30 protein-coding genes and 1 tRNA gene are annotated in these 26,751 nt (G+C 57.9%); 19 read left to right on the top strand and 12 right to left on the bottom strand.

Going from position 1 to position 26,751, the window contains the following annotated elements; translation table 11 throughout:
• Position 1: 1 nt before the first annotated feature.
• Genes AABB29_RS17750 through soxR form a run of 3 tightly spaced genes read right to left on the bottom strand, consistent with a single transcriptional unit; the run spans position 2 to position 2,760 of the window.
• Positions 2–1,057, bottom strand: a complete 1,056-nt coding sequence (locus tag AABB29_RS17750; protein WP_341365648.1) for a trifunctional transcriptional activator/DNA repair protein Ada/methylated-DNA--[protein]-cysteine S-methyltransferase — start codon at positions 1,055–1,057, stop codon at positions 2–4.
• Between the two features lie 50 nt (positions 1,058–1,107).
• Positions 1,108–2,283 (bottom strand): pyridoxal phosphate-dependent aminotransferase, encoded by a 1,176-nt coding sequence (locus tag AABB29_RS17745; RefSeq protein WP_341365649.1) that lies wholly within the window; start codon positions 2,281–2,283, stop codon positions 1,108–1,110.
• A gap of 33 nt (positions 2,284–2,316) precedes the next feature.
• The gene (gene soxR, locus AABB29_RS17740; protein ID WP_341365650.1) at positions 2,317–2,760 is read right to left on the bottom strand and encodes a redox-sensitive transcriptional activator SoxR; all 444 of its coding nucleotides are present in this window, start codon (positions 2,758–2,760) and stop codon (positions 2,317–2,319) included.
• 71 nt (positions 2,761–2,831) lie between these two features.
• Between soxR and AABB29_RS17735 the strand changes: the two genes are divergently transcribed.
• On the top strand, positions 2,832–3,005 hold the full coding sequence (locus AABB29_RS17735; protein WP_341365651.1) for a hypothetical protein: 174 nt from the start codon (positions 2,832–2,834) through the stop codon (positions 3,003–3,005).
• Between the two features lie 2 nt (positions 3,006–3,007).
• On the top strand, positions 3,008–3,394 hold the full coding sequence (locus tag AABB29_RS17730; protein ID WP_341365652.1) for a VOC family protein: 387 nt from the start codon (positions 3,008–3,010) through the stop codon (positions 3,392–3,394).
• 22 nt (positions 3,395–3,416) lie between these two features.
• On the opposite strand, the gene AABB29_RS17725 is transcribed toward AABB29_RS17730, so the two are convergent.
• Positions 3,417–3,755, bottom strand: coding sequence for an MmcQ/YjbR family DNA-binding protein (locus AABB29_RS17725; protein WP_341365653.1), 339 nt, complete (start codon positions 3,753–3,755; stop codon positions 3,417–3,419).
• Between the two features lie 36 nt (positions 3,756–3,791).
• Between AABB29_RS17725 and AABB29_RS17720 the strand changes: the two genes are divergently transcribed.
• The 5 genes from AABB29_RS17720 (at position 3,792) to AABB29_RS17700 (ending at position 8,702) form a co-directional block, all read left to right on the top strand.
• The gene (locus tag AABB29_RS17720) at positions 3,792–4,313 is read left to right on the top strand and encodes a DUF1697 domain-containing protein (RefSeq protein ID WP_341365654.1); all 522 of its coding nucleotides are present in this window, start codon (positions 3,792–3,794) and stop codon (positions 4,311–4,313) included.
• A 139-nt stretch (positions 4,314–4,452) separates the two neighbouring features.
• On the top strand, positions 4,453–5,844 hold the full coding sequence (gene cysS, locus AABB29_RS17715) for a cysteine--tRNA ligase (RefSeq protein ID WP_341365655.1): 1,392 nt from the start codon (positions 4,453–4,455) through the stop codon (positions 5,842–5,844).
• A 37-nt stretch (positions 5,845–5,881) separates the two neighbouring features.
• Complete coding sequence (cimA, locus tag AABB29_RS17710) at positions 5,882–7,498, top strand: citramalate synthase (RefSeq protein ID WP_341365656.1); 1,617 nt, start codon at positions 5,882–5,884, stop codon at positions 7,496–7,498.
• Positions 7,498–7,938, top strand: coding sequence for a hypothetical protein (locus AABB29_RS17705; RefSeq protein WP_341365657.1), 441 nt, complete (start codon positions 7,498–7,500; stop codon positions 7,936–7,938). The genes cimA and AABB29_RS17705 overlap by 1 nt, the downstream gene beginning before the upstream one ends.
• Positions 7,935–8,702 carry a squalene/phytoene synthase family protein gene (locus AABB29_RS17700; RefSeq protein ID WP_341365658.1) on the top strand — a complete coding sequence of 256 codons (768 nt, stop codon included), beginning with the start codon at positions 7,935–7,937 and terminating at the stop codon, positions 8,700–8,702. Before AABB29_RS17705 ends, AABB29_RS17700 begins: the two co-directional genes overlap by 4 nt.
• An 8-nt stretch (positions 8,703–8,710) precedes the next feature.
• Here the strand turns inward: AABB29_RS17700 and AABB29_RS17695 are convergent, their stop codons facing one another.
• The 4 genes from AABB29_RS17695 to cobA are packed head-to-tail and all read right to left on the bottom strand — an operon-like array spanning position 8,711 to position 12,772.
• Entirely contained in the window at positions 8,711–9,391 is a 681-nt protein-coding gene (locus AABB29_RS17695) for a hypothetical protein (RefSeq protein ID WP_341365659.1), read from the bottom strand.
• A 4-nt stretch (positions 9,392–9,395) separates the two neighbouring features.
• Complete coding sequence (locus tag AABB29_RS17690) at positions 9,396–10,610, bottom strand: MFS transporter (protein WP_341365660.1); 1,215 nt, start codon at positions 10,608–10,610, stop codon at positions 9,396–9,398.
• Between the two features lie 42 nt (positions 10,611–10,652).
• Complete coding sequence (locus AABB29_RS17685) at positions 10,653–11,900, bottom strand: cobyrinate a,c-diamide synthase (protein WP_341365661.1); 1,248 nt, start codon at positions 11,898–11,900, stop codon at positions 10,653–10,655.
• Between the two features lie 20 nt (positions 11,901–11,920).
• Positions 11,921–12,772: a uroporphyrinogen-III C-methyltransferase gene (cobA, locus tag AABB29_RS17680; RefSeq protein ID WP_341365662.1), complete on the bottom strand. Its 852-nt coding sequence runs from the start codon at positions 12,770–12,772 to the stop codon at positions 11,921–11,923.
• A gap of 98 nt (positions 12,773–12,870) precedes the next feature.
• Between cobA and AABB29_RS17675 the strand changes: the two genes are divergently transcribed.
• The 10 genes from AABB29_RS17675 to AABB29_RS17630 all read left to right on the top strand — a co-directional run bounded on the left by AABB29_RS17675 (position 12,871) and on the right by AABB29_RS17630 (position 21,916).
• On the top strand, positions 12,871–13,914 hold the full coding sequence (locus AABB29_RS17675) for a cobalt-precorrin-5B (C(1))-methyltransferase (RefSeq protein WP_341365663.1): 1,044 nt from the start codon (positions 12,871–12,873) through the stop codon (positions 13,912–13,914).
• Positions 13,911–14,645: a cobalt-precorrin-6A reductase gene (locus AABB29_RS17670; RefSeq protein ID WP_341365664.1), complete on the top strand. Its 735-nt coding sequence runs from the start codon at positions 13,911–13,913 to the stop codon at positions 14,643–14,645. The genes AABB29_RS17675 and AABB29_RS17670 overlap by 4 nt, the downstream gene beginning before the upstream one ends.
• Positions 14,642–15,259 (top strand): DNA-3-methyladenine glycosylase, encoded by a 618-nt coding sequence (locus AABB29_RS17665; protein WP_373636658.1) that lies wholly within the window; start codon positions 14,642–14,644, stop codon positions 15,257–15,259. Before AABB29_RS17670 ends, AABB29_RS17665 begins: the two co-directional genes overlap by 4 nt.
• A complete protein-coding gene (locus AABB29_RS17660; RefSeq protein ID WP_341365666.1) occupies positions 15,256–15,924 on the top strand; it encodes an alpha/beta fold hydrolase in 669 nt (222 codons plus the stop codon). The genes AABB29_RS17665 and AABB29_RS17660 overlap by 4 nt, the downstream gene beginning before the upstream one ends.
• A 134-nt stretch (positions 15,925–16,058) precedes the next feature.
• Complete coding sequence (locus AABB29_RS17655; protein ID WP_341365667.1) at positions 16,059–16,784, top strand: GGDEF domain-containing protein; 726 nt, start codon at positions 16,059–16,061, stop codon at positions 16,782–16,784.
• Between the two features lie 141 nt (positions 16,785–16,925).
• Positions 16,926–17,513 (top strand): HNH endonuclease, encoded by a 588-nt coding sequence (locus tag AABB29_RS17650; RefSeq protein WP_341365668.1) that lies wholly within the window; start codon positions 16,926–16,928, stop codon positions 17,511–17,513.
• 124 nt (positions 17,514–17,637) lie between these two features.
• Positions 17,638–19,092, top strand: a complete 1,455-nt coding sequence (zwf, locus tag AABB29_RS17645; protein WP_373636657.1) for a glucose-6-phosphate dehydrogenase — start codon at positions 17,638–17,640, stop codon at positions 19,090–19,092.
• A 92-nt stretch (positions 19,093–19,184) separates the two neighbouring features.
• A complete protein-coding gene (gene pgl / locus AABB29_RS17640) occupies positions 19,185–19,856 on the top strand; it encodes a 6-phosphogluconolactonase (protein WP_341365669.1) in 672 nt (223 codons plus the stop codon).
• A gap of 3 nt (positions 19,857–19,859) precedes the next feature.
• Positions 19,860–21,458: a glucose-6-phosphate isomerase gene (gene pgi / locus AABB29_RS17635; RefSeq protein WP_341365670.1), complete on the top strand. Its 1,599-nt coding sequence runs from the start codon at positions 19,860–19,862 to the stop codon at positions 21,456–21,458.
• A complete protein-coding gene (locus AABB29_RS17630) occupies positions 21,458–21,916 on the top strand; it encodes a prepilin peptidase (protein WP_341365671.1) in 459 nt (152 codons plus the stop codon). Before pgi ends, AABB29_RS17630 begins: the two co-directional genes overlap by 1 nt.
• On the opposite strand, the gene AABB29_RS17625 is transcribed toward AABB29_RS17630, so the two are convergent.
• The 3 genes from AABB29_RS17625 to AABB29_RS17615 form a co-directional block, all read right to left on the bottom strand.
• Entirely contained in the window at positions 21,913–22,263 is a 351-nt protein-coding gene (locus tag AABB29_RS17625; protein ID WP_341365672.1) for a RidA family protein, read from the bottom strand. The two genes, AABB29_RS17630 and AABB29_RS17625, sit on opposite strands and share 4 nt — an antisense overlap.
• Before the next feature lie 30 nt (positions 22,264–22,293).
• A tRNA-Gly gene (locus tag AABB29_RS17620) sits at positions 22,294–22,367 on the bottom strand.
• A gap of 50 nt (positions 22,368–22,417) precedes the next feature.
• On the bottom strand, positions 22,418–23,140 hold the full coding sequence (locus tag AABB29_RS17615; RefSeq protein ID WP_341365673.1) for a hypothetical protein: 723 nt from the start codon (positions 23,138–23,140) through the stop codon (positions 22,418–22,420).
• A gap of 287 nt (positions 23,141–23,427) precedes the next feature.
• Between AABB29_RS17615 and AABB29_RS17610 the strand changes: the two genes are divergently transcribed.
• Both AABB29_RS17610 and AABB29_RS17605 read left to right on the top strand, forming a co-directional pair.
• Positions 23,428–23,760 carry a hypothetical protein gene (locus tag AABB29_RS17610; protein WP_341365674.1) on the top strand — a complete coding sequence of 111 codons (333 nt, stop codon included), beginning with the start codon at positions 23,428–23,430 and terminating at the stop codon, positions 23,758–23,760.
• Between the two features lie 76 nt (positions 23,761–23,836).
• Complete coding sequence (locus AABB29_RS17605) at positions 23,837–24,466, top strand: hypothetical protein (protein ID WP_341365675.1); 630 nt, start codon at positions 23,837–23,839, stop codon at positions 24,464–24,466.
• Between the two features lie 23 nt (positions 24,467–24,489).
• On the opposite strand, the gene AABB29_RS17600 is transcribed toward AABB29_RS17605, so the two are convergent.
• Positions 24,490–26,523 carry an ASKHA domain-containing protein gene (locus tag AABB29_RS17600; protein WP_341365676.1) on the bottom strand — a complete coding sequence of 678 codons (2,034 nt, stop codon included), beginning with the start codon at positions 26,521–26,523 and terminating at the stop codon, positions 24,490–24,492.
• Positions 26,524–26,751: the final 228 nt, after the last annotated feature.

Below are 26,751 nucleotides of genomic sequence, written 5' to 3'. Positions count from 1 at the left end.
ATTAGGTCCTTTTTGCGTAATGCTGTTCAAGTTCGATCAAGCGTTGTTTGCGCCAAAGCCCGCCGCCATATCCCGTCAAGGCCCCATCTGCGCCGATGACGCGGTGACAGGGGATTAATATGGCGATCTGGTTTGCACCATTGGCACGGGCCACGGCGCGGGTGGCTGTCGGGGCGTTGATAACTTGGGCAAGCGCTGCGTAACTGCGGGTTTCGCCGGCTGGTATCTTGCGCAAAGCGGTCCAGACCTGCCGGGTGAACGGCGTGCCATGCAGGATCAGCGGCGTTTGGAAATCATCGCTTTCGCCTGTGAAATAACGCGCAAGCTCAGCGGATACGTGATCTGTCACGTCTGTCCGCCCAACCCCGATATGGCCTTTCGTCATTTTGCTGAGTCGTTTGAGTTCGGCAGGTAACGCCTTGCGATCCGCAAATTCCAGTAAATGCAGCCCGTGATCGTCGCAGATGGCGATCAAGGTGCCAAGCGGCGTATTGATTGGATGTGCACGCAGTATAGCCTGTTTTTTAAAATGATCCGGCGCGGCCCCCAGCAATTTGGCAAAGGCTGCGCGAAAGGCCGCAGGACTGTCGAAACCGGCCTCAAGCTGGGCATCGATCACCTTGCCGTCCTCGAGCGCGGTAAAGCCATGGGCCAGACGCCTTTGGCGGGCCATTTCCAGAAAGGTCATGCCAAAATGGCGCTTAAAGCTGCGCCGCGCGGTCGAAGGGTCAACCCCAAGCGCGCTGATATCCGTCTCGCGCCAGCGATGCTGGGGGCGTGCATCTAAAGCGTTCAGCAGGGTTTGGATATGCGGCTCTGCCGCAGCGGCAGGCCCCAGCGGATGGCAACGCTTGCAGGGGCGAAACCCGGCCTCGATCGCGGCAGAGACCCGATCATAAAACCGGCAGTTTTCGCGCTTTGGTTTGCGCGCCGGGCAGGACAGGCGGCAGAAAATGCCCGTTGATGTGACACCAACAAAAGCCTGCCCGTCAAAACGGGTATCGCGGTTCAGCAGCGCCTCATAAAGCGCCGCATCAGAGGGAAGGGCAAATAACATGTACCAAGCCTAGACGATTCCCCCGCGCCTTGCCGCCTGAAATCGGGCAGCTATTGCGACACTTGCGACGCGGCGAAGGCAACCAGCCTGTTTAACGCGGCGACATAGGCATCGTCGTCGATTGTCATGGCCACGCGCACATGGCCGGCCGCAGCCTTTCCAAAGCTCTCGCCCGGCATGACAGCGATATGTTCCGCATCCAGAAGGCCGTTGGCGAAGGCTTCGCCGCTAAGGCCCGTGGCCCGAATATCCAGCATTGCATACATCGCACCCTGAACCGGGACGGGCTGGACAATGTTTTGGCCCTTCAGGGCTGCAAGGGTTAGCGCCCGGCGCCGTGCAAATGGGGCGCCGACAGCCTCTTCAAAGGCGCTGCCCTGTTGCAAGGCAAAGGCGGCCGCATCCTGCACAAAACCGGGCACACCATAGGTGGTGTGCGTGGCCAGATTGATCAGATGTGTGATCACAGGCTCAGGCGCGCAAACCCATCCAATCCGGCTGCCCGTCATTGCGTGACTTTTCGACATTGAGCCGACAAGCAGCGTGCGTTCGACCATGCCTGGCAGGCTGCGTGGGCTAATATGTGTCCCTTCCCACACTTGGGTGTCATACACTTCGTCCGAGATCAGCCACAGGTCATGCGCATGGCAAATTTCAGCGACACCTGTCAGGGTATCCCGGCTGTAAACTGCCCCCGTAGGGTTATTGGGTGTGTTGATCAAAAGGGACGCCGCCCCGGCGGCTGCGGCGTCCAAAGCGGCTTTGCCCGGTTGAAAGCCGTTCTCGGGGCGGGTCTGCACAGGGACCGGCTCTGCGCCTACGGCGCGGATCGTTCCGGGATAGGTTGCGTAGTAAGGATCAATAAAAAGGGCAGGGTCGCCGGGATTGCATGCGGCCAGATGCGCCGCAAAAAGGCCAGCCTGACCGCCCGGGGTGATCAGAATATTGTCCGCCGTGGTCGGAACACCGGTGCGCTTGGCCACTCTTGCGGCAACCAGATCGCGCAGATCAGCGGTGCCAGGCACCTCGGCATAGCCTGTATGTCCGCCCATGGCTGACAGGTTCATGGCGGCTAGAATACTGTCATGCGTGCGAATGTCATGTTCGCCGATTGTCAGCTCGGTCACGGTGAGGCCGGCATCAATCATCCGCCGCGCGCGATAAAAGACAGCCCAGCCGTCAGAGCCGCCGCCCGTGATATTTGTAAGACGTGAAGAAAGTTCCATAAGCCCGAGGGAAACGGGCAATCACGGGGGAAGTCAACCGGCGATCCCGGACAAATTGCGCGGGCCAGAACCTTCGCGGCCTTTGATATCGGATGGATTGTAAAGCGCACATGATTTCAGGCTCAGACAGCCGCAGCCGATGCAGCCATCCAGCTTGTCCCTGAGATCCTCGAGCGCTGCGATTCGGGCGTCGATCTGGTTGCGAAATGATTTGCTGATCCGGGTCCAATCGGCCTTGGTCGGCGCTTTGTGATCGGGCAACGCGTGCAGATGCACCGCGATTTCCGACAGTGGAAACCCCAGCGTTTGGGCCGCCATGACAAAAGACAGGCGGCGAATGTCGGCCCGGCCATAGCGGCGATGGCCGCCCTTATTTCGCAGGGGCTTCACGATCCCATGGGTTTCATAAAACCGGATCGCCGAAACGGCCAGACCCGTCCTGTCGGCAAGATCGCCAATGGATAATCCCTGGCTCATAAAAAACCTCTTGATCTCAAGTTAACTTGAGAAATTAGAAAGCAATAAGAGCAAAAAGGAAAGGAAAAGATATGCGGCAGAAAAGAACACAAAAATACTGCGCCGATCCGGCAGCTATCGCCGCGATGAAGCGCGATGGTTTGGGCTGGGGTCATGACCTTGAATGCGGATGTTTTGAGGCGCCCGCCACGCCCCAACGGCGCAGCCATGGGCGGATTTGGAATAAATGGAAAATGGGGGGCTAAGAATGGCTTATCTGGAACATGCAAATATTACTGTCGCAGATCCACGCGCAACGGCCGCGATGCTGTCAGATGTCTTCGGATGGACAACCCGTTGGGAAGGGGCCGCGATCAATGGCGGCTTTACCGTCCATGTCGGAAGTGCGCGTAGCTATCTGGCGCTTTATGCAGGGCCCAACGGGTCGGCCAAGCAGACCACCCATGATGACAGCTACGCGCGCAAGGGCGGGCTTAATCACATTGGGGTGGTGGTTGATGATCTGGATGCGATCGAACAGAGGGTGAGTGCTTTGGGTTTTGAGCCGCATAGTCATGCGGATTATGAACCAGGGCGCCGGTTCTATTTCTACGATCATGATGGGGTTGAGATCGAAGTTATCAGCTACACCTAATGCCTATCAGACCTCAAAAGGCTTACCCCGCAGCGATTTCCGCCTGTCGCTTTTTTGGCAGACTTTTGAAAACAATCGCATAAGACGCCTCTAGCCGGTGGCGCAGCTCATCTGCGTCACTGTCAAAACGAACCAGAACCCAGCTTTTGTGGAAATACGGGGCCTTGGTGGCCGCGCCTGCATCGATCAGCATTTGCGCGGTCTCTACACTGTCCGTCTTTGTACAGACGCCATCGATCCGGTCGCCGAAACAGGCAAACATCTTGTCGCCAACCTTCCAGCTGTCCAGCTCAACCGCCGGGTCTGAAGCGCGGGCGCCGGGCAAAGCGGCGCAGATTTCGTTGATGACATCGCGTGACATACGCCTAGGATGCCCCGTGATGGGGGGTGAGGCAAGATGACAAAATTTGTGGCATTCCTGCGCGGGATCAATGTTGGTGGGCACAGAAAGGTGCCAATGGCCGACTTGCGGGAAATTTGTCCTGGCACGGATGTGCAGACCTATATCGCATCGGGCAACGTGATTTTCACGGCAACGGGCAATAGCGCTGATCTTGCAGATGGCTTGCAGGCCGCAATCAAGGACCGATTTGGCTTTGAGGTGCCTGTTCTGGTTCTGGAAGAGACGCAGATGCGCGCTGTGCTGTCTGGCAACCCGTTCCCAATGGATGCGGGCAAACTGGTTCATGCCTATCTATGCTACGACAGCCCCCAGCTTGATATGGCCGCTGTCGCAGCGTTGAAGGCGGATGGCGAACAGATTGCGGTCGTGGATCGGACGGTGTGGCTTTATGCGCCGGGCGGCATCGGGCGGTCAAAGCTGGCGGCTAAGCTTGAAAGGCTTATCGGGGTTGAGGTGACAGCGCGCAACCTGAACACCGTGATCAAGATGGTGGACATGTTGAATGCATCGGTCTAAAGCTGGTCGTATGAAGAACACATGCATCATTATCTGCTGCATTATTACCTGCTGACATCTGTCGCGGGCTGTTCTTTCACGTTTCACTTCTAACCTGAACTTGCTAAGCCCGCGGCGCAACATTTGCGCGTGAGGACCTATGACTACGATCCGTCTCCAGAATACGAAAACCCGCAAACGCGAGGATTTCGTGCCGATCGATCCCCAAAACGTCCGCATGTATCTGTGCGGGCCGACGGTCTATGATCGAGCGCATCTGGGTAATTCGCGCAATGTGCTGCTGTTTGACGTGCTGTTCCGGCTGCTGCGCCATATTTATGGCGCGGATCATGTGACCTATGTGCGCAACTTCACGGATGTGGATGACAAGATCAACGCGCGCGCCGCAGAGACGGGCCGCCCGATTTCAGATATCACCGAAGAAACCGTTGGCTGGTATCACGCAGATATGGATGCCTTGGGCGCGATGCGCCCAACCCATGAGCCCCGGGCAACCCAGTATATTCCGCAGATGATCGCGATGATTGAAGATCTGATCGCCAAGGGTCATGCCTATGCCGCTGAAGGCCATGCGCTTTTTGCCGTGGACAGTTACGCCGATTACGGGGCTCTGTCGGGTCGGTCCGTTGATGACATGATTGCGGGCGCACGGGTTGAGGTTGCCCCTTACAAACGCAATCCGATGGATTTTGTGCTGTGGAAGCCATCGGGCGAGGGCGTGCCGGGCTGGGACAGCCCATGGGGCTATGGCCGCCCAGGCTGGCATATCGAATGCTCGGCCATGGCGCATGATCTGCTGGGCGCGACCTTTGATATCCATGGCGGCGGCAATGATCTGCAATTTCCCCATCATGAGAATGAGATTGCGCAGTCTAGCTGCGCCTGCCCAGAGGGCGAATTCGCTCGTTATTGGATCCACAATGAGATGCTGCAGGTCGAGGGCAAGAAGATGTCCAAGTCGCTGGGCAACTTCTTTACCATCCGTGATCTTCTTGATCAGGGCATCCCGGGCGAGGTGATCCGTATAGTCATGCTGGGTACCCATTACGGCAAGCCGATGGATTGGACGGCTGCCAAAGCCGCGCAGGCGACGAAGACCTTGAAGGCATGGCGTAAGCTGATCAAAGGTGCCGAAGAGGTCGGCCCTGACCAAGAGGTGGTTGACCTTCTTGCCGATGATCTGAATACGGCTGGGGCGTTGATGCGTCTGCATGCGATGGCCAAAGAGATAGCGGCGAACCCTCAGAAAGACTGTCATATCGAAAAAGCCGTGTTCTTATCGTCGGCGCGGCTGCTTGGGCTATTGACGGAAGAGCTGGGCGGCTGGGACGCAGCGACGGTTGATCTGAGTGCCTTTGCTGACAAGCTTGGCGCCTTGCGCGCGCAGGCGATGGAAACCAAGGATTTCGCGGCGGTGGATGCCATGAAGTCCATGCTGCTGGGCGCGGGTGTCGAGGTGCGCATGTCGAAAACCGGGGTTGAGCTGGAAGCCGGACCCGCATTCGACGCGACCAAATTGGAGGATGTATGATGCAGAATTTTAGCAAAAATTCTGCGGAGGGCGCGCGATGAAAGAACGGCTTTACCTGTTTGATACAACGCTGCGGGACGGGGCCCAGACCCAAGGTGTCCAATTCTCAGCTGATGAAAAGCGCCAGATCGCCACTGTGCTGGATCAACTGGGTCTGGATTATATCGAAGGCGGCTGGCCGGGGGCCAATCCGACAGATACCGCCTTTTTCGCCGCCCCGCCCAAGACACGTGCCACCTTCACAGCCTTTGGCATGACCAAACGCGCGGGCCGCTCGGCCGCAAACGATGATGTCCTGTCAGCGGTGATGAATGCGGGCACTTCCGCCGTTTGTCTGGTGGGCAAATCGCATGATTTCCATGTGACCAAAGCCCTCGGGATCACGCTGGAAGAAAACCTTGAAAATCTGTCAGCCAGCTTTGCCCATATCGCCGGGCAGGGCCGCGAGGGGTTGTTTGACGCCGAACATTTTTTTGACGGCTATAAAGCCAACCCGGATTATGCGCTGCAATGTGTCCATGCCGCCCATGGCGCCGGGGCCCGATGGATTGTGCTTTGCGATACCAATGGCGGTACGTTGCCGGATGAGATTGGCCGCATCGTCACTGAGGTGATCGCCAGCGGCATCCCGGGTGATCATCTGGCTATCCATACCCACAATGATACCGAAAATGCCGTGGCTGGATCGCTGGCCGCCGTTCTGGCCGGTGCCCGCCAAATTCAGGGCACATTGAACGGGCTAGGCGAACGCTGCGGCAATGCAAACCTGACAACCTTGATCCCGACGCTACTGCTGAAAGAACCCTTTGCCAGCCAGTTTGAAACCGGGGTCACGCTTGAGGCTTTGACGGGGCTGCGCAAAGCCTCGCGCATGCTGGATGATATTCTGAATCGTGTGCCCGCCAAACAGGCACCCTATGTCGGCGCCTCGGCTTTTGCTCATAAATCGGGCCTGCATGCCAGCGCCATTGCCAAGGACCCCAGCACATATGAACATGTGGACCCGGCAACTGTGGGCAATAGCCGCATCGTGCCCATGTCCAATCAGGCGGGCCAATCGAACCTTCGTGCGCGCCTGGCCGAAGCCGGGCTGACCGTTCAGGCGGGCGATCCCGCGCTGGCCCGCATTGTTGAGCGGATCAAGGAAAAGGAAGCGCAGGGCTTTTCCTATGACACGGCGCAGGCCAGCTTTGAGCTGCTGGCCCGCGAAGAGCTGGGTAAATTGCCTCGTTTCTTTGAGGTGAAACGCTACCGCGTGACGGTCGAACGGCGGCGCAACAAGCGCAATGAGATGGTATCTCTTTCAGAGGCCGTTGTTGTCACCAAGGTTGGTGGCAAGAAGGTTTTGAATGTCAGCGAAAGTCAGGGCCCGGACGGATCAGACCAAGGCCCTGTGAACGCTTTGTCCCGTGCTTTGGCAAAAGACCTCGGGCCTTATCAGGCGATCATTGACGATATGCAGCTGGTCGATTTCAAGGTGCGCATCACCAATGGCGGCACCGAGGCGGTGACCCGCGTGATCATCGATAGCGAAGACGGGCAGGGGCGACGCTGGTCCACTGTAGGCGTTAGCGCCAACATAGTTGATGCGTCTTTCGATGCGCTGGTTGATGCGATTAACTGGAAACTGATCCGTGACAAGGCGACCGCGTGATGCGTCATATGATGATCACTTCATTGTTGGGATTGTTTGGATGCGTTGATCCTGGGTCGCTGGTGAACCGCGAACAACCGCATGTCGATATAGGCAATGGTGGGTCGGTGCACGGCAGCAATCGGATGGTCATTTATGCAGATGAGACGGTTGTCTTTTCCAATTGGGATCCCACCAATGGCAATGATCAGACGGTCGTGACGGACCTGCCTGCCGGAACATACGAAAAAATGCGCGGCGTCGCGCTGGCGCAAATGTCCACATATGAGCAGCCCGATGGGGTGCTCTGCGTGGATTATGGGACTGACTACATCACAGTTGTCGATGCGCCCGATGATCAACAAACGATGGCCGATGGCTGTCCGAACACCGATATGCGCGCCGCCCAAGAGGCCGTGCGGCAGGTTTACCGCGATGCGGTTGAGGGCGTTTCAGAGTGAGTTTGAACGCTTGTGCCGCGCTCGTTCAGCGAGCCGATCCTGCGCGTTTCCGGGCCACGATGACGGCACCTGTGCCCGCCCGCCGCGTCCTGTTTCCGATTTATGCCTTCAACGTCGAAGTTGCCCGCGCGCCCTGGGTGACCGAAGAGCCGATGATTGCCGAGATGCGCCTGCAATGGTGGCGTGATGCGCTGGAGGAGATCGCAGCGGGCGGCCCTGCGCGAAAACATGAGGTCGTCGATGCGCTGGCACAAGTGCTTGATCCTGAAGGCGCCAAGTTGCTGGACGGGCTGGTAGCGGCCCGGCGATGGGACATCTACAAAGATCCGTTTGAGGACACCGCGCATTTCGATAGCTATATCGATGCGACAGCTGGGCATCTGATGTGGACGGCTGCGCGGCTATTGGGTGCGGCGCCAGAACAGATCGTGCGGGATTTTGCAGCGGGGTCAGGGATTGCCAATTGGTTTCAGGCGATACCTGACCTGGAAGAGCGGGGGCGCAAGCCTTTGGTTGATGGTTCGGCTGACGGGGTAAAGGCGCTTGCGCGTCAGGGGCTTGATCGGCTCAAGGCCGCGACGGCGGCAAGACGGCGTATGCCAGCTGATGCGGCACCTGCGCTTTTGGCGGGCTATGCCGCGCGCCCGACCTTGCAGCGGGTGGCCCGCCGCCCCGCGATCGTGTCAGAAGGGCGCACAGTGCCGCATCCCATGCGGGATCAGCTGAGGTTCTTACATGTCGCCTTACGTGGCTGGTGGGTTTGAAGTTAAACTTATGTTGCGAAATCGCGCATTCGTTCAGCAACAGCGCGGCGCAATGCCTTTGCCGATCTTCCGCTGATGCGGGATGCTGCGAATTCAGGGTCGACATCATGGCGATCTAAGAACGTGGCCAAGGCATATGCGCGCGACTCTTGCGTCATATAGCCAGACCACCCTACTTGTGCGGGTCCATCCAGCGCAAAAAGCCCAAAGCCGTGGGTGGTACAGTGCAAATCTGTAGAAAGCTCATGCGCCGGTTCACCGCCCGGCATATCGTCAACATACGATGCAAGCCGATCATGCATTAGTTCGTGGGTCATCGTGTTGATGAAAGCAATTGGCTTGGTCATCAGGGATGGATCGTAATTGATCAATGGCACCTCATCATCATGCAGATAGGCGCCTGCGACACTAGATATGTCCTGATAGCTATGGCGGTACTCGGGGTCGAGCGCTGCGATCGGTTGGACCTCGATGCTGCGGACAGGGATCAATTTCGCGATGTCATCTGCGATTTGTTGTGCCACCTCAGGCGTGTGACCAGCACCGGCGGTGAAAAATGTTTTGTCAGCGGTGATCAGTTGTCTTGATGTTTGCCAGTCAACGCCAAACCGATCACGGCACCAATCGAAACTGTCTTCAATCCAGTCCTTTAGATCATCGCCAATACTTGCCCTTTGTCGCCAAAACATTCGGCTACGTCGCCATTTTGGGTTGTCGCACGAGCCAGATAAGTGAGCCACCCGCCAGCACAAGGAACGGGACCATCGCCAAATTGACGGCGTTCCAGCCCTCAATTGCGGTGCCGCCTGAGCAATTCATCAGCCCGCCCGAGGCCAGCGACGCCACCGTCACCATGCCAAAGACGACCATATCATTCATCCCTTGGACCACGCCGCGTTCTTCGGGGCGGTGGGCGCCGGCCAGCATGGTTGTGGCGCCGATAAAGCCGAAATTCCAACCCAGCCCCAACAGGATCAATGCGCCGTAAAACTGTGTCAGTTCGACACCTGACAAGGCGACAACACCGGCAATCGCAAGGATCACAAGACCTGCTGACACGATCCGCTCAACCCCGAAACGGGCGATCAGATGACCGGTAAAGAATGAGGGGACGAACATCGCCAACACGTGGGCGCGCACGATGTCATTGGCGTTGTCGGTGGTGAACCCACAGCCAACCACTGCCAGCGGTGTTGATGTCATCACCAGATTCATCAACGCGTAAGATACCATCCCGCAAATCATCGCGACGATGATGCGGGGCTCGCGCAGCAGCTCTTTACGGCTGCGGGGGGCGGCCAAGGGCTGATCGGGGGCGGTTTTGCTGCCCTTTGGCAGGTCCAGAAAGAAGAATAACAGCATGCCGACGACATTCAGTACGGCAATGGTCAGATACGTGCCCAGAAACGGGATCACAAATGCGTCTGAGACATGTTTGTTCAGCTCTGGCCCGATGATGGCCGACAGCAGCCCGCCCGCCATGACGTAGGAAACGGCCTTTGGCCGGAACGCTTCGGATGCAGAATCTGTTGCAGCGAACCGGTAAAAACCCTGCGCTGACATGTAGATACCGGTCAAATATGATCCGGCAAGCAGGATCGCGAATGAGCTGACATAAAGCCCATATGCGGCCACCGCCGCCCCGGCAGCCCCCGCGATTGCACCAACGAAGAACCCAAAGCGTCGCCCGCGGTGTTGCATGAGCGGGCTCAGCCAGGGGGCCGTTGTCATCGATCCAAAGACGATGAAAGAGATCGGCAAGGTCGCAAGGCAGACATTCGATGCAAGCTGCCCGCCGGCAAGTCCGCCAATGACAAAGATCATTGGCATTTGTGCGCCCAGGATCGCCTGCGCCAGCACAAGCACGGCCACGTTTCGTTTCGCGCGGGTGTCGTTAATTTCTGTCATAGCGGTATCGGTACGCTTGCTTTTGGGGCAAGGCAACGAGTTTTAAACCGCATCAATCAGATGTGCGAAAGATCCGCAGACCCGGCCATTGCGCAGGCCCATTGCGGCAAGGGCGGTTCCTTCGGCGTCGCGGGCCTGAAAGAGCGGTTCACCTTCGGCGTAAAGGGTCGTGGCATAATGAAATTCATGCCCGGCCCATTGGCCTTGCAGTGGTGCCCAATCACAGACCAATTGCCGGTATCCCAGATGCAGTTTTCGCGCGGCAAAGGAAGTGGCCAGTGGCAGTAGCCCCGCCATATGATGCACATGGCCCGCAGCATCGGTCAGCCTCTCGCCCAATGTCATATACCCCCCGCATTCGCCATAAATCAGCGCCTCACTGCGGCGTAAGCTGTCCAGAAAGACGGTGTTTGCGGCAAGTTGCCCGGCATGCAGCTCTGGGTAGCCGCCGGGCAGATAGATGAAGTCGGCATCCGGGACCGGATCGTTGGCCAGGGGTGAGAAAAAGGAAATCTGCGCCCCGGCGGCATGCCAATCGGCCAGCATATGCGGGTAGGTGAACGCAAATGCAGCATCTTGGGCGACGGCAATGTGCTGAGCCGGAGGCGGAATAGACTTGGCCGGGTCGCCTTCCCAGTTCGGGGATGGCAGCGCCAAAAGCTGATCCAGATCGATGTTTTCGGCCACAATATCAGCGGCTTGATCGAGATATGTCATCAGATCGGGTCGTTCTTGCGCCTGTACCAATCCCAGATGACGTGAGGGTTGGGCCAAATCGGGACGGCGGAGGACTGCCCCAAAAATGCGAAAATGGGGCAGCGCGCGGCGCAGCATCGCCTCATGGCGTGGTGAGCCGACATTGTTCAAAATGACCCCGGCGATTGGGACTTGGCTGTCATATGCGGCAAAACCTTGCACCAAGGGCGCAACAGAGCCTGCCATTTTGCCCGCATCGACCACAAGCACGACCGGCAGCCCCAGGATACGGGCCAGATCGGCCGTGGCGCCTTTGCCGTCAGGCGGCGCGCCGTCAAAAAGACCCATGGCCCCCTCAATGATCAAAGGCTGATCGCCGCTTGCCAGCCCCTTGATCCGGTCTGGTGTCATGGCCCAAGCATCAAGGTTCAGACAAGGCTGTCCGCAGGCGGCCTCATGAAAGCGGGGGTCAATATAGTCGGGGCCTGATTTTGCGGCGCGAATGGGGTGCTTGCGGCTGATGGCGCGCAGTAGCCCAAGGGTAATCGTCGTCTTCCCACTGCCAGAGGCGGGGGCGGCGATGATAAAGCTCATGTGGCGGTGCAGCCCATCGGCTAGGCCGTCTCGGCCGGGCGGCCGCGCCCTAGCGGGTCAAGATTGCGCGGGCGCGCGCCCGCAGCCATGCCTTGCCAGTCAAGCACTTGGCGCATCAGCACTGATTGGCCGACGCAAATAACGGCGGGCGGGGCCATTCCACTGGCGGCGATGTCATCAACTATGCGGCCCAAAGTGGTTTCAAGCACCTGTTGCTCTGCGGTTGTGGCGGTTGTGACAACTGCGACAGGCTCATCATTACTGCGTCCGGCGGCGAGTAGTTTGGCCGTGATTTGAGCGATATGTTTCATCCCCATATAGATCACGATGACCTGGCTACCCTTTGAGATGCTGGTCCAGTCCAGCGATCCAGGCGTGTTGCCTGATTGGTCATGGCCGGTGACAAAGGTGACAGACTGGTTCACATCGCGGTGAGTGACCGGGATCCCGGCATAGGCCAGCCCCCCAATCCCAGCACTGATCCCGGGGATGATCCGAATGGGAATACCGTGCTGAACAAGGGTCTGCGCCTCTTCTCCGCCGCGCCCGAATACAAAAGGATCGCCGCCTTTCAGGCGCAACACCTTTTTGCCGTTCTGCGCCAGTTCAATCAGATGCAGTGAGATATCACGTTGTTTGGCCGATGGTTTGCCGCCCCGCTTGCCTGCATAGATATGTTCGGCCTGCGGCGCCCAGCTCAGGATCTGTTCCTGTACCAGCGCATCATAGATGACGACATCGGCTTGGCTGAGTGCATTGAGCGCATGCAGTGTCAGTAGTCCCGGATCGCCGGGACCTGCGCCGCAAAGCCAGACCCAGCCGGGCTCCAATTGCGGCCAGTCAAAACCGGGAAGGGACAAAGCGTTACTCATGCCTGCCTTTATGCCGCTGCCAGCGCCTAATGAAAAGCCATCAAACGACCTGCAATTGGCCGTTGGCGGCATCGGCTGTCCTGCCTATAGTCCGCCTGATGAGAACGAAGCCCACAGGTGATTTACGGCGCGGATGGACGACGGGGGCTTGCGCCACAGCGGCCACCAAGGCGGCGTTGGAAAAACTCTGGGGGCCTGCGTTTCCGGCATCTGTGACGATCACTTTGCCCAAGGGCGAGACGCCCTGCTTTCCGCTCGCCCATCAAGATGCGGCAAACGGTTGGGCAGAGGTCGGGATTACCAAAGATGCGGGCGATGACCCTGATGTGACCCATGGTGCCTTGATCGTCGTGCGTGTCAGCCCATCATCAGGCGGTGTGCAGTTTCAGGCCGGTGAGGGGGTCGGAACCGTGACGAAACCGGGATTGCCGATCGCCGTAGGTGAAGCTGCGATCAACCCGGTGCCCCGCCAAATGATGCAGGATGTCGTGGTGCAGATGGCCGCAGAATACGGCCAGGCACCGGATATCTGCATCACGATCTCGGTGCCCGGCGGGGTGGCTTTGGCCCAAAAAACCTGGAACCCGCGTTTAGGTATTGTGGGGGGGATATCGATCCTTGGGACAACGGGCGTCGTGCGGCCCTTTAGCTGCGCGGCTTGGATCGCCTCAATCCATCGGGGCATTGATGTGGCGCGCGCCGACGGGCTGACCCATGTGGCGGGCTGTACCGGGGCGACGTCGGAACGGATCGTGCAGGAACTTTATGAGCTCCCCGATCATGCCATGCTGGATATGGGGGATTTCGCAGGGGGGATGCTGAAATATCTGGCAAAAAACCCGATTGAGCGGGTGACAATCGGGGGCGGCATCGGCAAGATCACCAAATTGGCGCAAGGGGCAATGGACCTGCATTCCTCACGTTCGCAGGTGGATTTTGCTGGGCTTGCTAAGATGATGGGCAATCCGGCTCTTGCGCAGGCCAATACCGCGCTTGAGGCTTACAATATCGCTGGCGCCCCTTTGGCTGATATGGTTGCGGGGCAAGCCTTGGCGCGATTGCAGGCGGCCTATGACGGGATCGTTTTTGATATCGTGGTGATCGACAGGGCCGGGGTGATCTTGGCACGGGCAGGCGCATGACGTTGCTTTTACTGGCAGGAACCGGGGATGCACGGCGGATTGCCGGGCAATTGGCGGGCCAAGACGTGATTGCCTCGCTTGCCGGTGCAACGCGCCAACCTGAGCCGCTGCCTGTGACTACCCGCCGCGGCGGTTTTGGCGGAGCTGCGGAGTTTGAGCGCTTTCTGCAGCAAAACGCCATCACGGCGGTACTGGACGCAACGCACCCTTATGCATCCGGGATCACCGCACGTACTATGCAGATCTGTCGGGCCCAGGGCATCCCGTTTTTGCAATACCTCCGGCCTGGCTGGACGCCAGAGCCTGGTGACAATTGGACCGATATCCGGGCCGAGCAAGAGGCGGCTGCGCATATCCCGCCGGGTGCAACCGTTTTTTTGGGTACGGGGCGACAATCGCTTGCGGGTTTTGCCAATTTGCAGGGGCGCGACGTGATCTGTCGGCAGATTGATCCACCAGAGGGGCCATTCCCCTTTGCAGGGGGGCGTTTCCTGGTTGGGCGACCACCCTTTTCGGTTGAGGATGAAGTTGCGCTGTTCACGGAATTGAAAATCGACTGGTTGATTGTGAAAAATGCGGGTGGGGCGGCCAGCCGGACCAAGTTAACGGCTGCAAACCAGCTGGGCATTCCGGTGTTGATGTTGGCGCGGCCGCCCTTGGGCGATTGGCCGCAGGTGAGCACGGTTGCGGCGGCGGTTGACTGGGCATTGCAGCAGTGCAAGAGCGAGTGATCCAAGCGGATGGCTGCGTGCAAGAAGGCGCGCATTGGCTTTGCGCGCAAGAGCCGCGCTTTGCTGCTATCCTTCCCGATCTGCAGCCCTTGCCCTTACGGCTGAAGCCGGATGGGTTTGCGGCGCTTCTCAATGCGATTGTCAGTCAACAGGTCAGCGTCGCCTCGGCGGATGCGATCTGGGGGCGGCTGGTTGCGGCCAATATGCTGACAGAAGACGCCGTGCAGGGCGCAGGGGATGACAAGCTGCGGGCTTTGGGGCTGAGCAAGCCGAAACAGCGCTATGCGCAGGCCCTGGCTGCGGCGCGGATCGACTATGCAGGGCTGCGCAATCTGCCATCTGATGAGGTGATGAAGATATTGGTTGGCGTGCCCGGCATTGGGGCCTGGACCGCCGAGATTTATGTGATGTTCTCGCTGGGGCGGGCCGATGTGTTTGCGCCGGGCGATTTGGCGTTGCAGGAAGCGGCCAGGGTGATCTTTGATCTGCCCGCGCGGCCTAGCGAAAAAGCGCTGCGCGCGATGGCGCAAAGCTGGTCGCCATGGCGATCGGTTGCGGCGCGGATCATGTGGGCCTACTACAAGCATATCAAACAACGGGAAGGTATCAGATGACACGGGCATTGGACGCACAGCGGCGCGAACCGGTTTCGGGCGAGACACGGTCTTGCGTGGTCTTCCTGCACGGATATGGGGCGAATGCTGCCGATTTGATCGGGTTGGCGGATCCGCTGGGGGAACATCTGCCAGACACGCTTTTTATCGCGCCGGATGCGCCCGAGGCCTGCATCGGCGCACCCATGGGGTTTCAATGGTTCCCAATCCCTTGGATCGATGGCTCAAGCGAGGAAGAAAGCCGGGCTGGGCTTGATCGGGCAGCGGCTGATCTTGATGCCTTTCTGGATGGGGTGATGGTAGATGAGGATCTATTGCCAGAACAGGTGATCGTGCTGGGCTTTTCGCAAGGGACAATGATGGCGCTGCATGTATTGCCGCGGCGCGAAGACCCAGTGGCCGGGATTGTCGCGTTTTCCGGGCGCCTTCTGGAGCCAGAGCTGCTTGCCGATGAGGCGATCAGCCGCCCACCTGTGCTGCTGATCCATGGGGATCAGGATGATGTCGTTCCGCCGCAATCCCTGCCGCAAGCGGCTGAGGCACTGCAGGGGGCCGGCTGGAAAGAGGTCTACGCCCATATCATGAAAGGCACGGCGCACGGGATTGCGCCAGATGGTCTTTCGGTGGCGCTTGCATTCATGCGGGACCGGCTTGGGATGAGCTGATTTGTAAGGTGCTTAGACGGCCTCAAGACAGTGGTGTGTATTTAAGGCAAGTTTTTCCGAAAATCTTAAGAACTTAGTCATGAGTTTCAGGACGTAATGGCTGCATATTTGCAGATCATTGGTGGGCGCTTGAAATGGCACAAAAGTTACTTTTGAACCTTATGATGCCATCCCATCGCGGCTGGCAGATCGGACAAGGTGCTTGTCTGTTTTTGTTGGCGCTTGCCTTGGTCCTTTGCATTGATCTGATCGGGAACTGGCAACTCAGCGGGTCGGCCCTGTCATATGCTTTGCAAATGCCTTTGGTTGTGGCCCCCGTCGTGGCCATTGCTCATGTGAGTTCGGTTCAGATACGTCAGTATAAGCTGCGCCTTGATGGTGTGCAAAACCGCGATGCTTTGACGGCTGTCTATAACAGGGCCGCTTTTACACGCCGTGTTACGCGGGTTTTGCCGCAAAGCGGGGCGCTTTTGATGCTGGATGTGGATCAGCTAAAGGTGATCAACCGGCAATTGGGTCATGATACGGGCGATCTGTGCCTGATGGCGCTGGCGATGAAATTTCGCGAATCTACACGGGATACGGATATTATGGGGCGGCTTGATGGGGCGACATTTGCCATCTACATGCCAGGGGCCCCCATGGATATCGCCGGGACAATTGCCGAACGGTTGCGCGACGGCATCCAGGTGACAACCGCCTGGGGGCTTTTACATGTGACCGTATCGCTGGGGGCTGTGCCAGCCGATGGGGTCACCCCGCTTGATGAATTGCTCCATGATGCGTCAAACGCGCTTGAACAGGCCAAACTGTCCGGGCGTGGTGGCGTCATTCTGACGGATCTGGCGGCTGTTGCCTAAGAAAGACATCAATGGCGGTCACTTTTGCCGCATATTGTGGGGCTTGTCACAAAACTGACGCGATATATAGTCTTCCATATAAGGATTGCGGGAACGCCGTATACTGCTTGTTCCTGCACCCGGCCGCATGGGGAACTGGACATGACGCAAAGTGACTTTAGGACGGATTTTGTCAGAGAGCCGGGCGCGCTCAAGCATTATCCTGCTTTGGTTTTGAATGCTGATTATCGTCCGCTGTCTTATTATCCACTATCGCTGTGGCCCTGGCAGGATGCGGTCAAGGCCGCCTGGCTCGACCGGGTCGATATCGTCAGCGAATATGAAGAGGTCGTGCGCAGCCCCTCAACCATGATCCGCATTCCATCCGTTGTTGTGTTGAAAGACTATGTCAGGCCCCAAAAACAGGTGGCCTTTACCCGGTTTAACCTTTTCTTGCGGGATGAATTTTGCTGCCAGTATTGCGGCGCCAAAGGCGAGCTGACCTTTGACCATGTCGTGCCGCGCGCCAGTGGCGGCGTGACCAGTTGGGAAAATGTCGTGGCGGCATGTTCGCCCTGTAACTTGCGCAAAGGGTCCCGGTCTTTGCGCGAAAGCGGGATGAGCCTTGCCAAAACGCCGCGCCAGCCCGTTGCGGCGCAATTGCACAATGTGGGGCGAAAATTTCCGCCCAATCACCTGCATGAAAGCTGGGTCGATTTTCTCTATTGGGACGCCGAATTGGAAGCCTAGGAAGACAGCCAAGTATCAAAACAAGATACACAGATGCACCGCAATCGGTGTAGACTTGGCGTAGAAGATAAAGTAGCCAGTCTTCGTTAGCGCTAACGTCACTATCCATGAAGCGGAGTTTGCTGTGGTTTCTCGCGTCATCCCTGTCGAAACATTTGATCTGGTCATCTTTGGGGGGACGGGTGATCTGGCGCGTCGGAAAATCTTGCCGGGCCTGTTCCGCCGGTTCCGTGCGGGACAAATGCCAGAGGATTCGCGGATCATCGGCGCGGCCCGTTCTGATCTGGATGCCGCTGGTTATCGCCAGATGATTGCTGAAGCCGTTGCCGAATTTGGCGGCGAAGAATCAAAAGATAGCAAAGGCTTGGACGCCTTTCTTGAGCGCTTGGATTATGTGGCCATTGATGCCAAGGGCGAAGGCGGCTGGGACAAACTGGCGAATTTGGTCCGCCAGGATGTGGTGCAAGCCTTCTATTTTTCGGTGGGCCCCTCTTTGTTCGGTGACCTGGCCGAGCGGTTGCATATCCACAAGATCGCCAACGCAAAAAGCCGGATTGTCGTTGAAAAACCCTTTGGCCGAGATTTGGAAAGTGCCCGCGCACTGAACCAGACATTGGCGACCCATTTCGATGAAAGCCAGATTTATCGCATTGACCATTACCTGGGCAAAGAGACTGTCCAAAACCTGATGGCCGTGCGCTTTGGGAATATGCTGTTCGAGCCGCTTTGGAACAATCACTACGTCGATCATATCCAGATCACCGTGGCCGAGACTGTGGGCGTCGGTGGGCGCGGGGCCTATTACGACAAGTCCGGCGCCATGCGCGATATGGTCCAAAACCACCTGATGCAGCTTTTGTGCCTAATTGCGATGGAGCCGCCGAGCCGCTTTGGTGCCGATGAGGTGCGAGACGAAAAGTTAAAAGTTATCAGGGCCTTACAGCCGGTTGAGCCGCATCATATCGTGCGCGGCCAATATGATGCGACAAAGGATGAGCCGGGCTACCGCGAAGATGCGGAAAACCCGCGTAGCTTTACCGAAAGCTTTATCGCGATGAAATGCCATATCGCCAATTGGCGCTGGGCTGGCGTGCCGTTTTACATGCGCACTGGGAAGCGGATGAAGGCCCGGTCATCTGAAATTGCCGTTGTTTTCAAAGACCTTGGCCATTCGATCTTTGAGGGGGATCAGGCCCGCCACCGCAATATTCTAGCGATCCGTTTGCAGCCGAATGAAGGCATGGATTTGCAAGTTACGATCAAAGAGCCCGGGCCGGGCGGCATGCGTCTGATCGATGTCCCGCTTGATATGACCTTTGCCGAGGCGCTGGGCGATGACGCGGCGGAGGTTGCGGATGCTTATGAGCGGCTGATCATGGATGTGATCCGGGGCAACCAGACCCTGTTCATGCGCGGCGATGAGGTTGAGGCCGCTTGGGCCTGGACTGATCCGCTGATCCAGGGCTGGGAAGCGCGCAATGATGTGCCAAAGCAGTATGATGCAGGCTCTGCCGGGCCCGAGGATGCGATGATGTTGCTGCATCGGGACAATCGCAAATGGCGGGAAATCAAAGCCTGATTGCCAGCATATGTTCCGCGTACATAATGCGTACAGATCCTGTACATACAGATGCCGCTGACGCGCTATAACGACCCAAGGGAGCCTCGCGAATGAAATTGATCGAATACCCGGACGCAGAAATCATGATGATGGAGCTGGCCGACACATTGGCGGGCGAGCTGAAGAATGCGCTGCTGGTCCATGATACCGCCTCGCTCGCGGTACCGGGGGGGACAACGCCGGGCCCCATCTTTGACAGTCTGTGCGCGGCTGACCTGGATTGGGCGCGCGTGCATGTGATGTTGACGGATGAACGCTGGGTGCCCGAAACATCCGACCGCTCAAACACACGGCTTTTGCGCGAACGCCTGCTGACGGATAAGGCTAGTGCGGCGCAGTATGTTCCGCTTTATGCTGATGCGCCGACACCCGAGGAAAAACTGCCTGATCTTGCGGCGGCGCTTGCTGATGATCTGCCGCTATCGGTTGTTCTTTTGGGGATGGGCGCGGATATGCATACGGCCTCGATTTTTCCTGGCGCCGATCAGCTTGATCTGGCCTTGGCGGGTGATGATCTGCTGGTCGCGATGCGCGCGCCAGGCGCGCCTGAGCCGCGCATCACCCTGTCAGCCAAGGTGCTGAATGCGGCCATGTCCCGCCATCTGGTGATTATCGGTGCGGAAAAGCGCGCGGCGCTTGAAAAGGCGCAGGGTCTGCCTGCGCAAGAAGCCCCGGTTTCAGCTATTTTGAACGGCACAACAGTCCATTGGGCGGAGCGTTAGACCATGTGGAATGATCTACAGGCACATCATGCAAAGGTCGCAGACCGCCGATTTGAAACCTTGGTTGATGCAGACCGCGCTGCAGATTTCACCGCACAGGCGGGCGATATGGTGCTGGACTATGCCAAGACAAATATCGATACCGAAGGCCGGGCGCTGCTGATCGAACTGCTGGAGAAGGCAGGTGTCGCGGCTAAGCGCGATGCGATGTTCACCGGCCAGCCGATCAATGAAACCGAAGGCCGCGCGGTGTTGCACACCGCGTTGCGCAATCTTGATGGCGGCCCGGTTCTGGTGGACGGCGCCGATGTGATGCCAGGTGTTTTGGAAACGCTGGACCGCATGGCTGATTTTGCCGCTGAGGTACGGAGCGGCGGTTTTGCAGGGCAGGGCGGTCAGATTACCGATGTGGTCAATATCGGGATTGGCGGTTCTGATCTGGGTCCGGCGATGGCCGTCAAAGCGCTTGCGCCCTATCATGACGGGCCGCGCTGTCATTTTGTCAGCAATGTTGACCCCGCCGATATCGCGGGCGTCCTGCGCGGCTGTGATCCTGAAACAACGCTGGTGATTGTCGCGTCCAAGACATTCACCACGATTGAGACTATGACCAATGCCCGGACGGCGCAGGCCTGGATGGCCGAAAAGGTTGTTGATACCGGCGCGCAATTTGCGGCCCTTTCCACGGCGGAAGATAAGACAGCCGCCTTTGGCATTGATGGGGCCCGTGTCTTTGGTTTCGAAGATTGGGTCGGCGGACGTTATTCGATGTGGGGCCCAATTGGCCTATCGCTGATGATCGCCATCGGGCCAGATGCATTTCGCGCTTTTTTGCGCGGCGGGCAGGCCATGGACCGGCATTTTCAAGCAGCAGATTGGGCGGAAAACCTGCCCGCTTTGCTGGCTTTGGTAGGTATCTGGCACAACCAAATTTGCGGCCATGCCACCCGCGCGGTTCTGCCTTATGATAATCTTCTCAGTCGGTTACCGGCCTATCTTCAACAGCTTGAGATGGAAAGTAACGGCAAGGGCGTCAGCATGGATGGCGCTGATCTTGATGTGCCAAGTGGTCCCGTTGTCTGGGGCGAGCCGGGCACGAATGGTCAGCACGCCTTTTATCAGCTGATCCATCAGGGCACCCGTGTGATCCCATGCGAATTCCTGGTCGCCGCGCGCGGCCATGAGGATGATTTGCATCATCAGCATCAATTGCTTGTTGCCAATTGTCTGGCCCAATCAGAGGCCTTGATGCGTGGCCGTACGCTGGATGAGGCCCGCGCAAAGGTGGCCGATACGTTCAGCGGCGCGGAGCTCGACCGTCAGGCCCGTCACCGTGTTTTTCCGGGCAACCGGCCATCTGTAACCATTGCCTATCCGCAGCTGACACCCTTTGTGCTGGGGCAAATCATTGCGCTTTACGAACATCGCGTCTTTGTGGAAGGCGCGGTGCTGGGCATCAATTCCTATGATCAATGGGGTGTCGAATTGGGCAAGGAACTGGCTACTGCCTTGCAACCCATCGTCGAAGGTGCGCAATCTGCCGCGAATAAAGACGGGTCCACCGCAGCATTGGTGGATTTCTTACAAAGGAGTGGCGTTTGATGATTGTTGTATTGGTGACCTACGCGATGGCCGCAGTGTTGATTGCTGCCATGGTGATCGAAATGCGGACCGGGCGTATTCCGAATTTGCTGACAGTGGCACCTTTGGCGCTATTTGCGGTGCTGTTTATCGTTGCTGGCGATAAGGTTGCGATGCTTTGGCAGCTTGCCTTTGCTGCCGCCGTTTTTGCGGGCGGCATTTTTCTATATGCGACCGCTGGCATCGGCGCTGGTGCCGTAAAGATGCTGGCCAGCGTTGCCTTATTCGTGCCGATCAGCAAGGCGATTGTGACTTTCTTTGTCCTTGTTGGTGCGATGATTGGTTGCGCGTTGGTCATCAAGCAACTGCGCAAAACCTACGCCTCGGAAGACAGCGCATGGAAAATTTGGGGATCGCCCGTTCTTCCCATGTCGCTGCCGATTGGTATCGCAGGGTTGGTCGCGATGTTCGTTCTTTAAATCGCGGCTGTTACGATGATTTCCACGTGAAAATCAGGGGTGGCCAGTTTGGCCTCTCCGGTCCAGCGCGCGGGGGCGTGACCTTCTGGAACCCACGCATCCCATGCTGCGTTCATTTCTGCAAATTGTGTATCGATATCTGACAGCCAGATTTGTGCCGTCAAAAGATTGGTTTTGTCGGTTCCGGCCTCAGCCAGAAGCGCATCAATTTTCCCAAGGATATCATTGGTTTGATCAGTGACTGACGCGCCGGGAATGCCGACCTGACCGGCCAGATAGGCGATGTCGTTATGGATCACCAATTGGCTCATCCGTGGGCTGGTATGCTTGCGGGTAATCTGCGGCATGGGGCCTCTCATCTATATTTGAATGTTTGATGGAGCGGGTAACGGGAATCGAACCCGTAACTGAAGCTTGGGAAGCTTTCGTGATACCTTTTCACCATACCCGCAGCAGGGCCCGAGATACGCTGCGGGCTCCGGCGCGTCAATGATGATTACGCTACATATTGCGCCCTGCGCCGCGCAGCGTTGCAAGCGTCACGTCGCTGATTTGCTGATAGACGATCACATCCATCCAATCCCCTGCGGGCTGCCCGTCTTCGATCCCTGTGCCATCGACAATTGCGCAGAACATGATCTTGATCTCTTCAAAGCCGGGCTGGTTGCGCCATAGCGCGATTTCCGCGCGGCATGTGGCGTCAGCGTCGGTGAACGCCGCCGCCGGATCCTCAGATTGGAGTACACCGATCATGGCCGGGGCCTGATCGGGCAGCGCGGAGGCAATTTGGCAGAGGATGGGATTTTTGAGCGCGATACTGTCAGCCCCTTCGGTTTCATCTTGGCGCGGGTTGACGCAAGTGTCTGTCAGAACCCCGGAGTCGATGGAAAACGCCGCATCATATTGTGCATAAAATGGGGCGATCACATTGCCGTCCATACGCGGGGTCTGGCTGAACCGATCGGTCAGATAAGCAAAGTTGTAGGGCACAAATGTGCTGGGGTCGTCCTTGTCTTCAAATGTAAACGCCGCCCCGTGAAAGGTCAGCTGCCCAAAGCGCATCCGTCCGTCAAAGCTGCGATGCCCCATCAGCAAATCATCAACGACCAGCTCTTGTGTCGCAGCCTGTTCAGGCACGATCGTGCTGATCTCACGATTGGCAAAAAACAGGATCCCCAGCATCACAACACCAAACAAGAGTGTGTTCATGACATAGCTTTGCATGGCGGAGTCTACCTATTTGTTAAGAAAGTGTTAATATCCCTTTTCTAGGCAAAACTGACGCGGCGTCCAGTGTGACGCAGGGTCCTTTTGTCCGTTAATTCGCCGCGCCCATCACAAACAGTTGAACCCGTTGCCGCCGTATCGCGCGACGTAACGTCAGTTTGCCTGCGTTCAAGAGGCACCAGCAGATGAGCGGGACCACTCACACGCCTGCCCAGCTGTTCTGGCATCGCTCGGGCGGCTGTCTGCCGCCTTCACTCACCAACTGAAAACGAAAGGTTGAAACCATGTCCAGAACGTTCCTTCGCAACATTGCTGTTATCGCCGCCCTTTGTGCCCCTGCCACCGTTTGGGCGGATACTTACTTTGAAAACGGTCACACGCTGGAGGCCAGCGATATGCTTGATCTGGGGCTGATCACGTCAGATGGGGCTGGTCAGGTCGAAGTGTATGATTTCCATACAGGCGAGATTGGTGCGCTGCTTGGCACCGAAAACATCCATGAAGGCGCCAATACAGATGTCCGTGTCTCGACCGGTTTGCCAGTGCGCCGCGACGTGCTTGTCGTCGTTCGTGTGGACGGTCAGGTGCTTGCCGAGAAGGCCTTTGAGGTGAACTAGCACCGCAGAGTGGCCGGCCTGTTCACCGGGCTGGCCTGCGATCTGATCGACGCATTCCCAAAAACGGAGAAAACCGATGACGTACCGCCACATGTTACTGACAATGGCTGCCGCTGGGCTGATCCCGGGCGCTGTTGCCGCAGAGAACCTGACCTTCGGCACTGACCTGGAGCTGGAGGTAGATGACACCAATAGCACGCTGACGCTGACGCCATCGCTGGAATATACCAGCGACATTGGCATCTATATCGGCGCTGATCTGTCCAATGAAGACAGTGAAACCGATGATTATGGGGTCAGCACCTATGTCGGCTATGCTGGTGAATTCGGCCTGATGTCCTATGACCTATATTATGGCCGCTATTATCTGAACGAGACTGGTGATGACGGCCAAGAGGCCATTGTGACTATTGGCTACCCCGTCTTTGGCGGGCTATCTGGGTCCACCGCATTGACGAGTGATCTGGAAGAGACCGAGACAATCACCCAAGGCTTTGCCTATGCGCTGCCCGCCAGTTACGAATTGTCCGGCGCTTATGAATTTTCGGAAGAGGGTGACGATGACAGCTGGGATGTTGGCCTGTCAAAGACCCTGACCGAGGCCGTATCGCTGGATTGGCGCTATTACGATTCTGATGCTGGTCCTGAATCCTTTGCGATGACGGTTTCATTCGCCTCGGATGTTGCAGGCTGGTTCGACGGCTAGCCCGCCTATCGCCATAGGGGCGGCTAACGCGCGCGCCGTCTGCGCGACTTGCGTTCGCCGCCCCCGGTATTATGCGTCACATCCGGAATAGTCACGATGCTTTTGAGGATCGGGAAGGGCTCAACCGCGTTTGGGATCGCGGAGGCATTTACGAAATGTTCTTGAAAGCGTGGCTCAATGGCGGTTTCGATTTTGTGGATGTTGTGCACGACTTGCTCAATCTCGCGTCGGGCGCCGGTGTTCAGGAGCGCAATGCGCGCCCCGGTTCCCGCAGCGTTTCCAGCGCTTGTCACCTTATCGAGCGGCGCATCAGGGATCATCCCTAGAACCATCGCATGTTTGGGGCTGATATGCGCGCCAAAGGCCCCGGCCAAAACCACCCGGTCCACGTGATCGACCCCGAATTTGTCCATCAGCAGCCGTGCGCCGGAATAAAGCGCCGCTTTGGCCATCTGGATTTGCCGGATGTCCGTATTGGTGACCGTGATTTTTGGCCCCCCATCGGGCGTACCATCATAGAGCAGGTAGGAATTGGTCCGCCCGTCCTCAAAACAATTGGGCGATCCGGTTTGTTCGGCTGATCCGATCAGTCCAGGCCCATCGACGATCCCGGCGAGCCGCATTTCGGCAACCACTTCGATGATCCCGGACCCGCAGATCCCCGTTATCCCGGTTTGTGCAATGGCGGCGTCAAAGCCGTCTTCGTCCGACCAGATATCGCTGCCGATGACCTGGAACCGGGGCAGTTTGGTGACCGGATCGATTTGCACATGCTCAATCGCGCCGGGTGCCGCCCGCTGCCCGCTGCTGATCTGCGCCCCTTCAAAGGCGGGCCCGGTGGGCGACGAACAGGCGAGCACCTTGTCCTTGTTTCCAAGGATGATTTCGGCATTGGTGCCCACATCGACCACCAGAACAAGGTCATCGGATTTGTCGGGTGCTTCGGAGAGCGCCACCGCAGCCGCATCCGCGCCGACATGGCCTGCGATGCAAGGCAGCAGATAGACCCGGGCCGCCGGGTGCAGGTTCAAATCCAGCTCAAGCGCGCGGAGGGATATGGCGTCTGACGTGGCCAATGCAAAAGGCGCTTGGCCCAGTTCATAGGCATCGATCCCCAGGAACAGGTGGTGCATGACCGGGTTGCAGACAAAGACGGCGTCCATGATCAGATCGCGGTCAATTTCTGCCTCGGCCGCGATTTGCACAAAAAGCGCGTTCATTCCTTCGCGCACGGCGCGGGTCATTTCGTCGGACCCGGTTGGGTTCATCATCCCATAGCTGACCCGGCTCATCAGGTCTTCGCCAAAGCGGATTTGCGGATTCATGATCCCGGACGAAGCTATCACCTCGCCCGTCCGCAGATCGCAAAGATGTGCGGCGATGGTGGTTGAGCCCAGATCGACGGCCAGCCCGTAGATGGTTCCTTCATAGAACCCCGGCCAGATTTCGATGATCCGCGGTGAAAACACTGCATCCCCCAAATGCACAGTGACGGTGACTTTCCAGTCCCCTTTGCGCAGCGCTGATTGCAGCGTGGTGAGCACCCGCAGATCGGCCTCAAGATCGGGTAGGTCCCAATCCCGGCGCAGCGCCGCCACCAGCCGTTCCAGATCGCCAGAGGGGTCATGCATGTCGGGTTCGGCCACCTCAACATAGTACAGCCGGGTGGAGGGGTTCATGGTGATGTCGCGCGCCTCGGCCCGTTTGCGCACAACCTGTTTATGCACCTGGCTTTCGGCGGGGACGTCGATGACGATATCCGATTGGATCGTCGCCTGGCAGCCCAAACGGCGCCCTTTTTTCAACCCGCGTTTGTCGTCATAGCGTTGTTCGACGCTGTTCCATTCCGAAAGCGCTGTTTCCGCGACGGTGACCCCGTGTTTGGGAAATTCACCATAAGATGGCGTGATCTGGCATTTCGAACAGATGCCGCGTCCGCCACAAACCGAATCCAGATCGACCCCAAGCTGCCGCGCGGCCGTCAGCACCGGCGTACCTACTGCGAAGTTGCCTCGTTTCCCCGACGGGGTGAAGATGACCAGAGGATCGTTGCTCATATCCGTGCATGCCTGACTTGTTTGCCTGCAAGATATCGCCCGCGCCCGCGAAGGGAAGGCCCGTAACCGTCATAATGATTATGCGCAGCGGCATTCACCCCAGCGGACAGGCCTGCGGCCTGACACCATGCTGGTTTGGTGCCATTTGCCGCCAATTCTACAAAATATGCACGTGCCGGGGTTTTGCTGCCCGGCTTTCCATGCAATAGGGACGTGCCAAGTGATGCC

The organism is Yoonia sp. BS5-3, assembly GCF_038069655.2.
Classification (GTDB): domain Bacteria; phylum Pseudomonadota; class Alphaproteobacteria; order Rhodobacterales; family Rhodobacteraceae; genus Yoonia; species Yoonia phaeophyticola.
The sequence above is the reverse complement of the archived record's forward strand: the minus strand, read 5'-3'. Positions and strand labels throughout refer to the sequence as shown.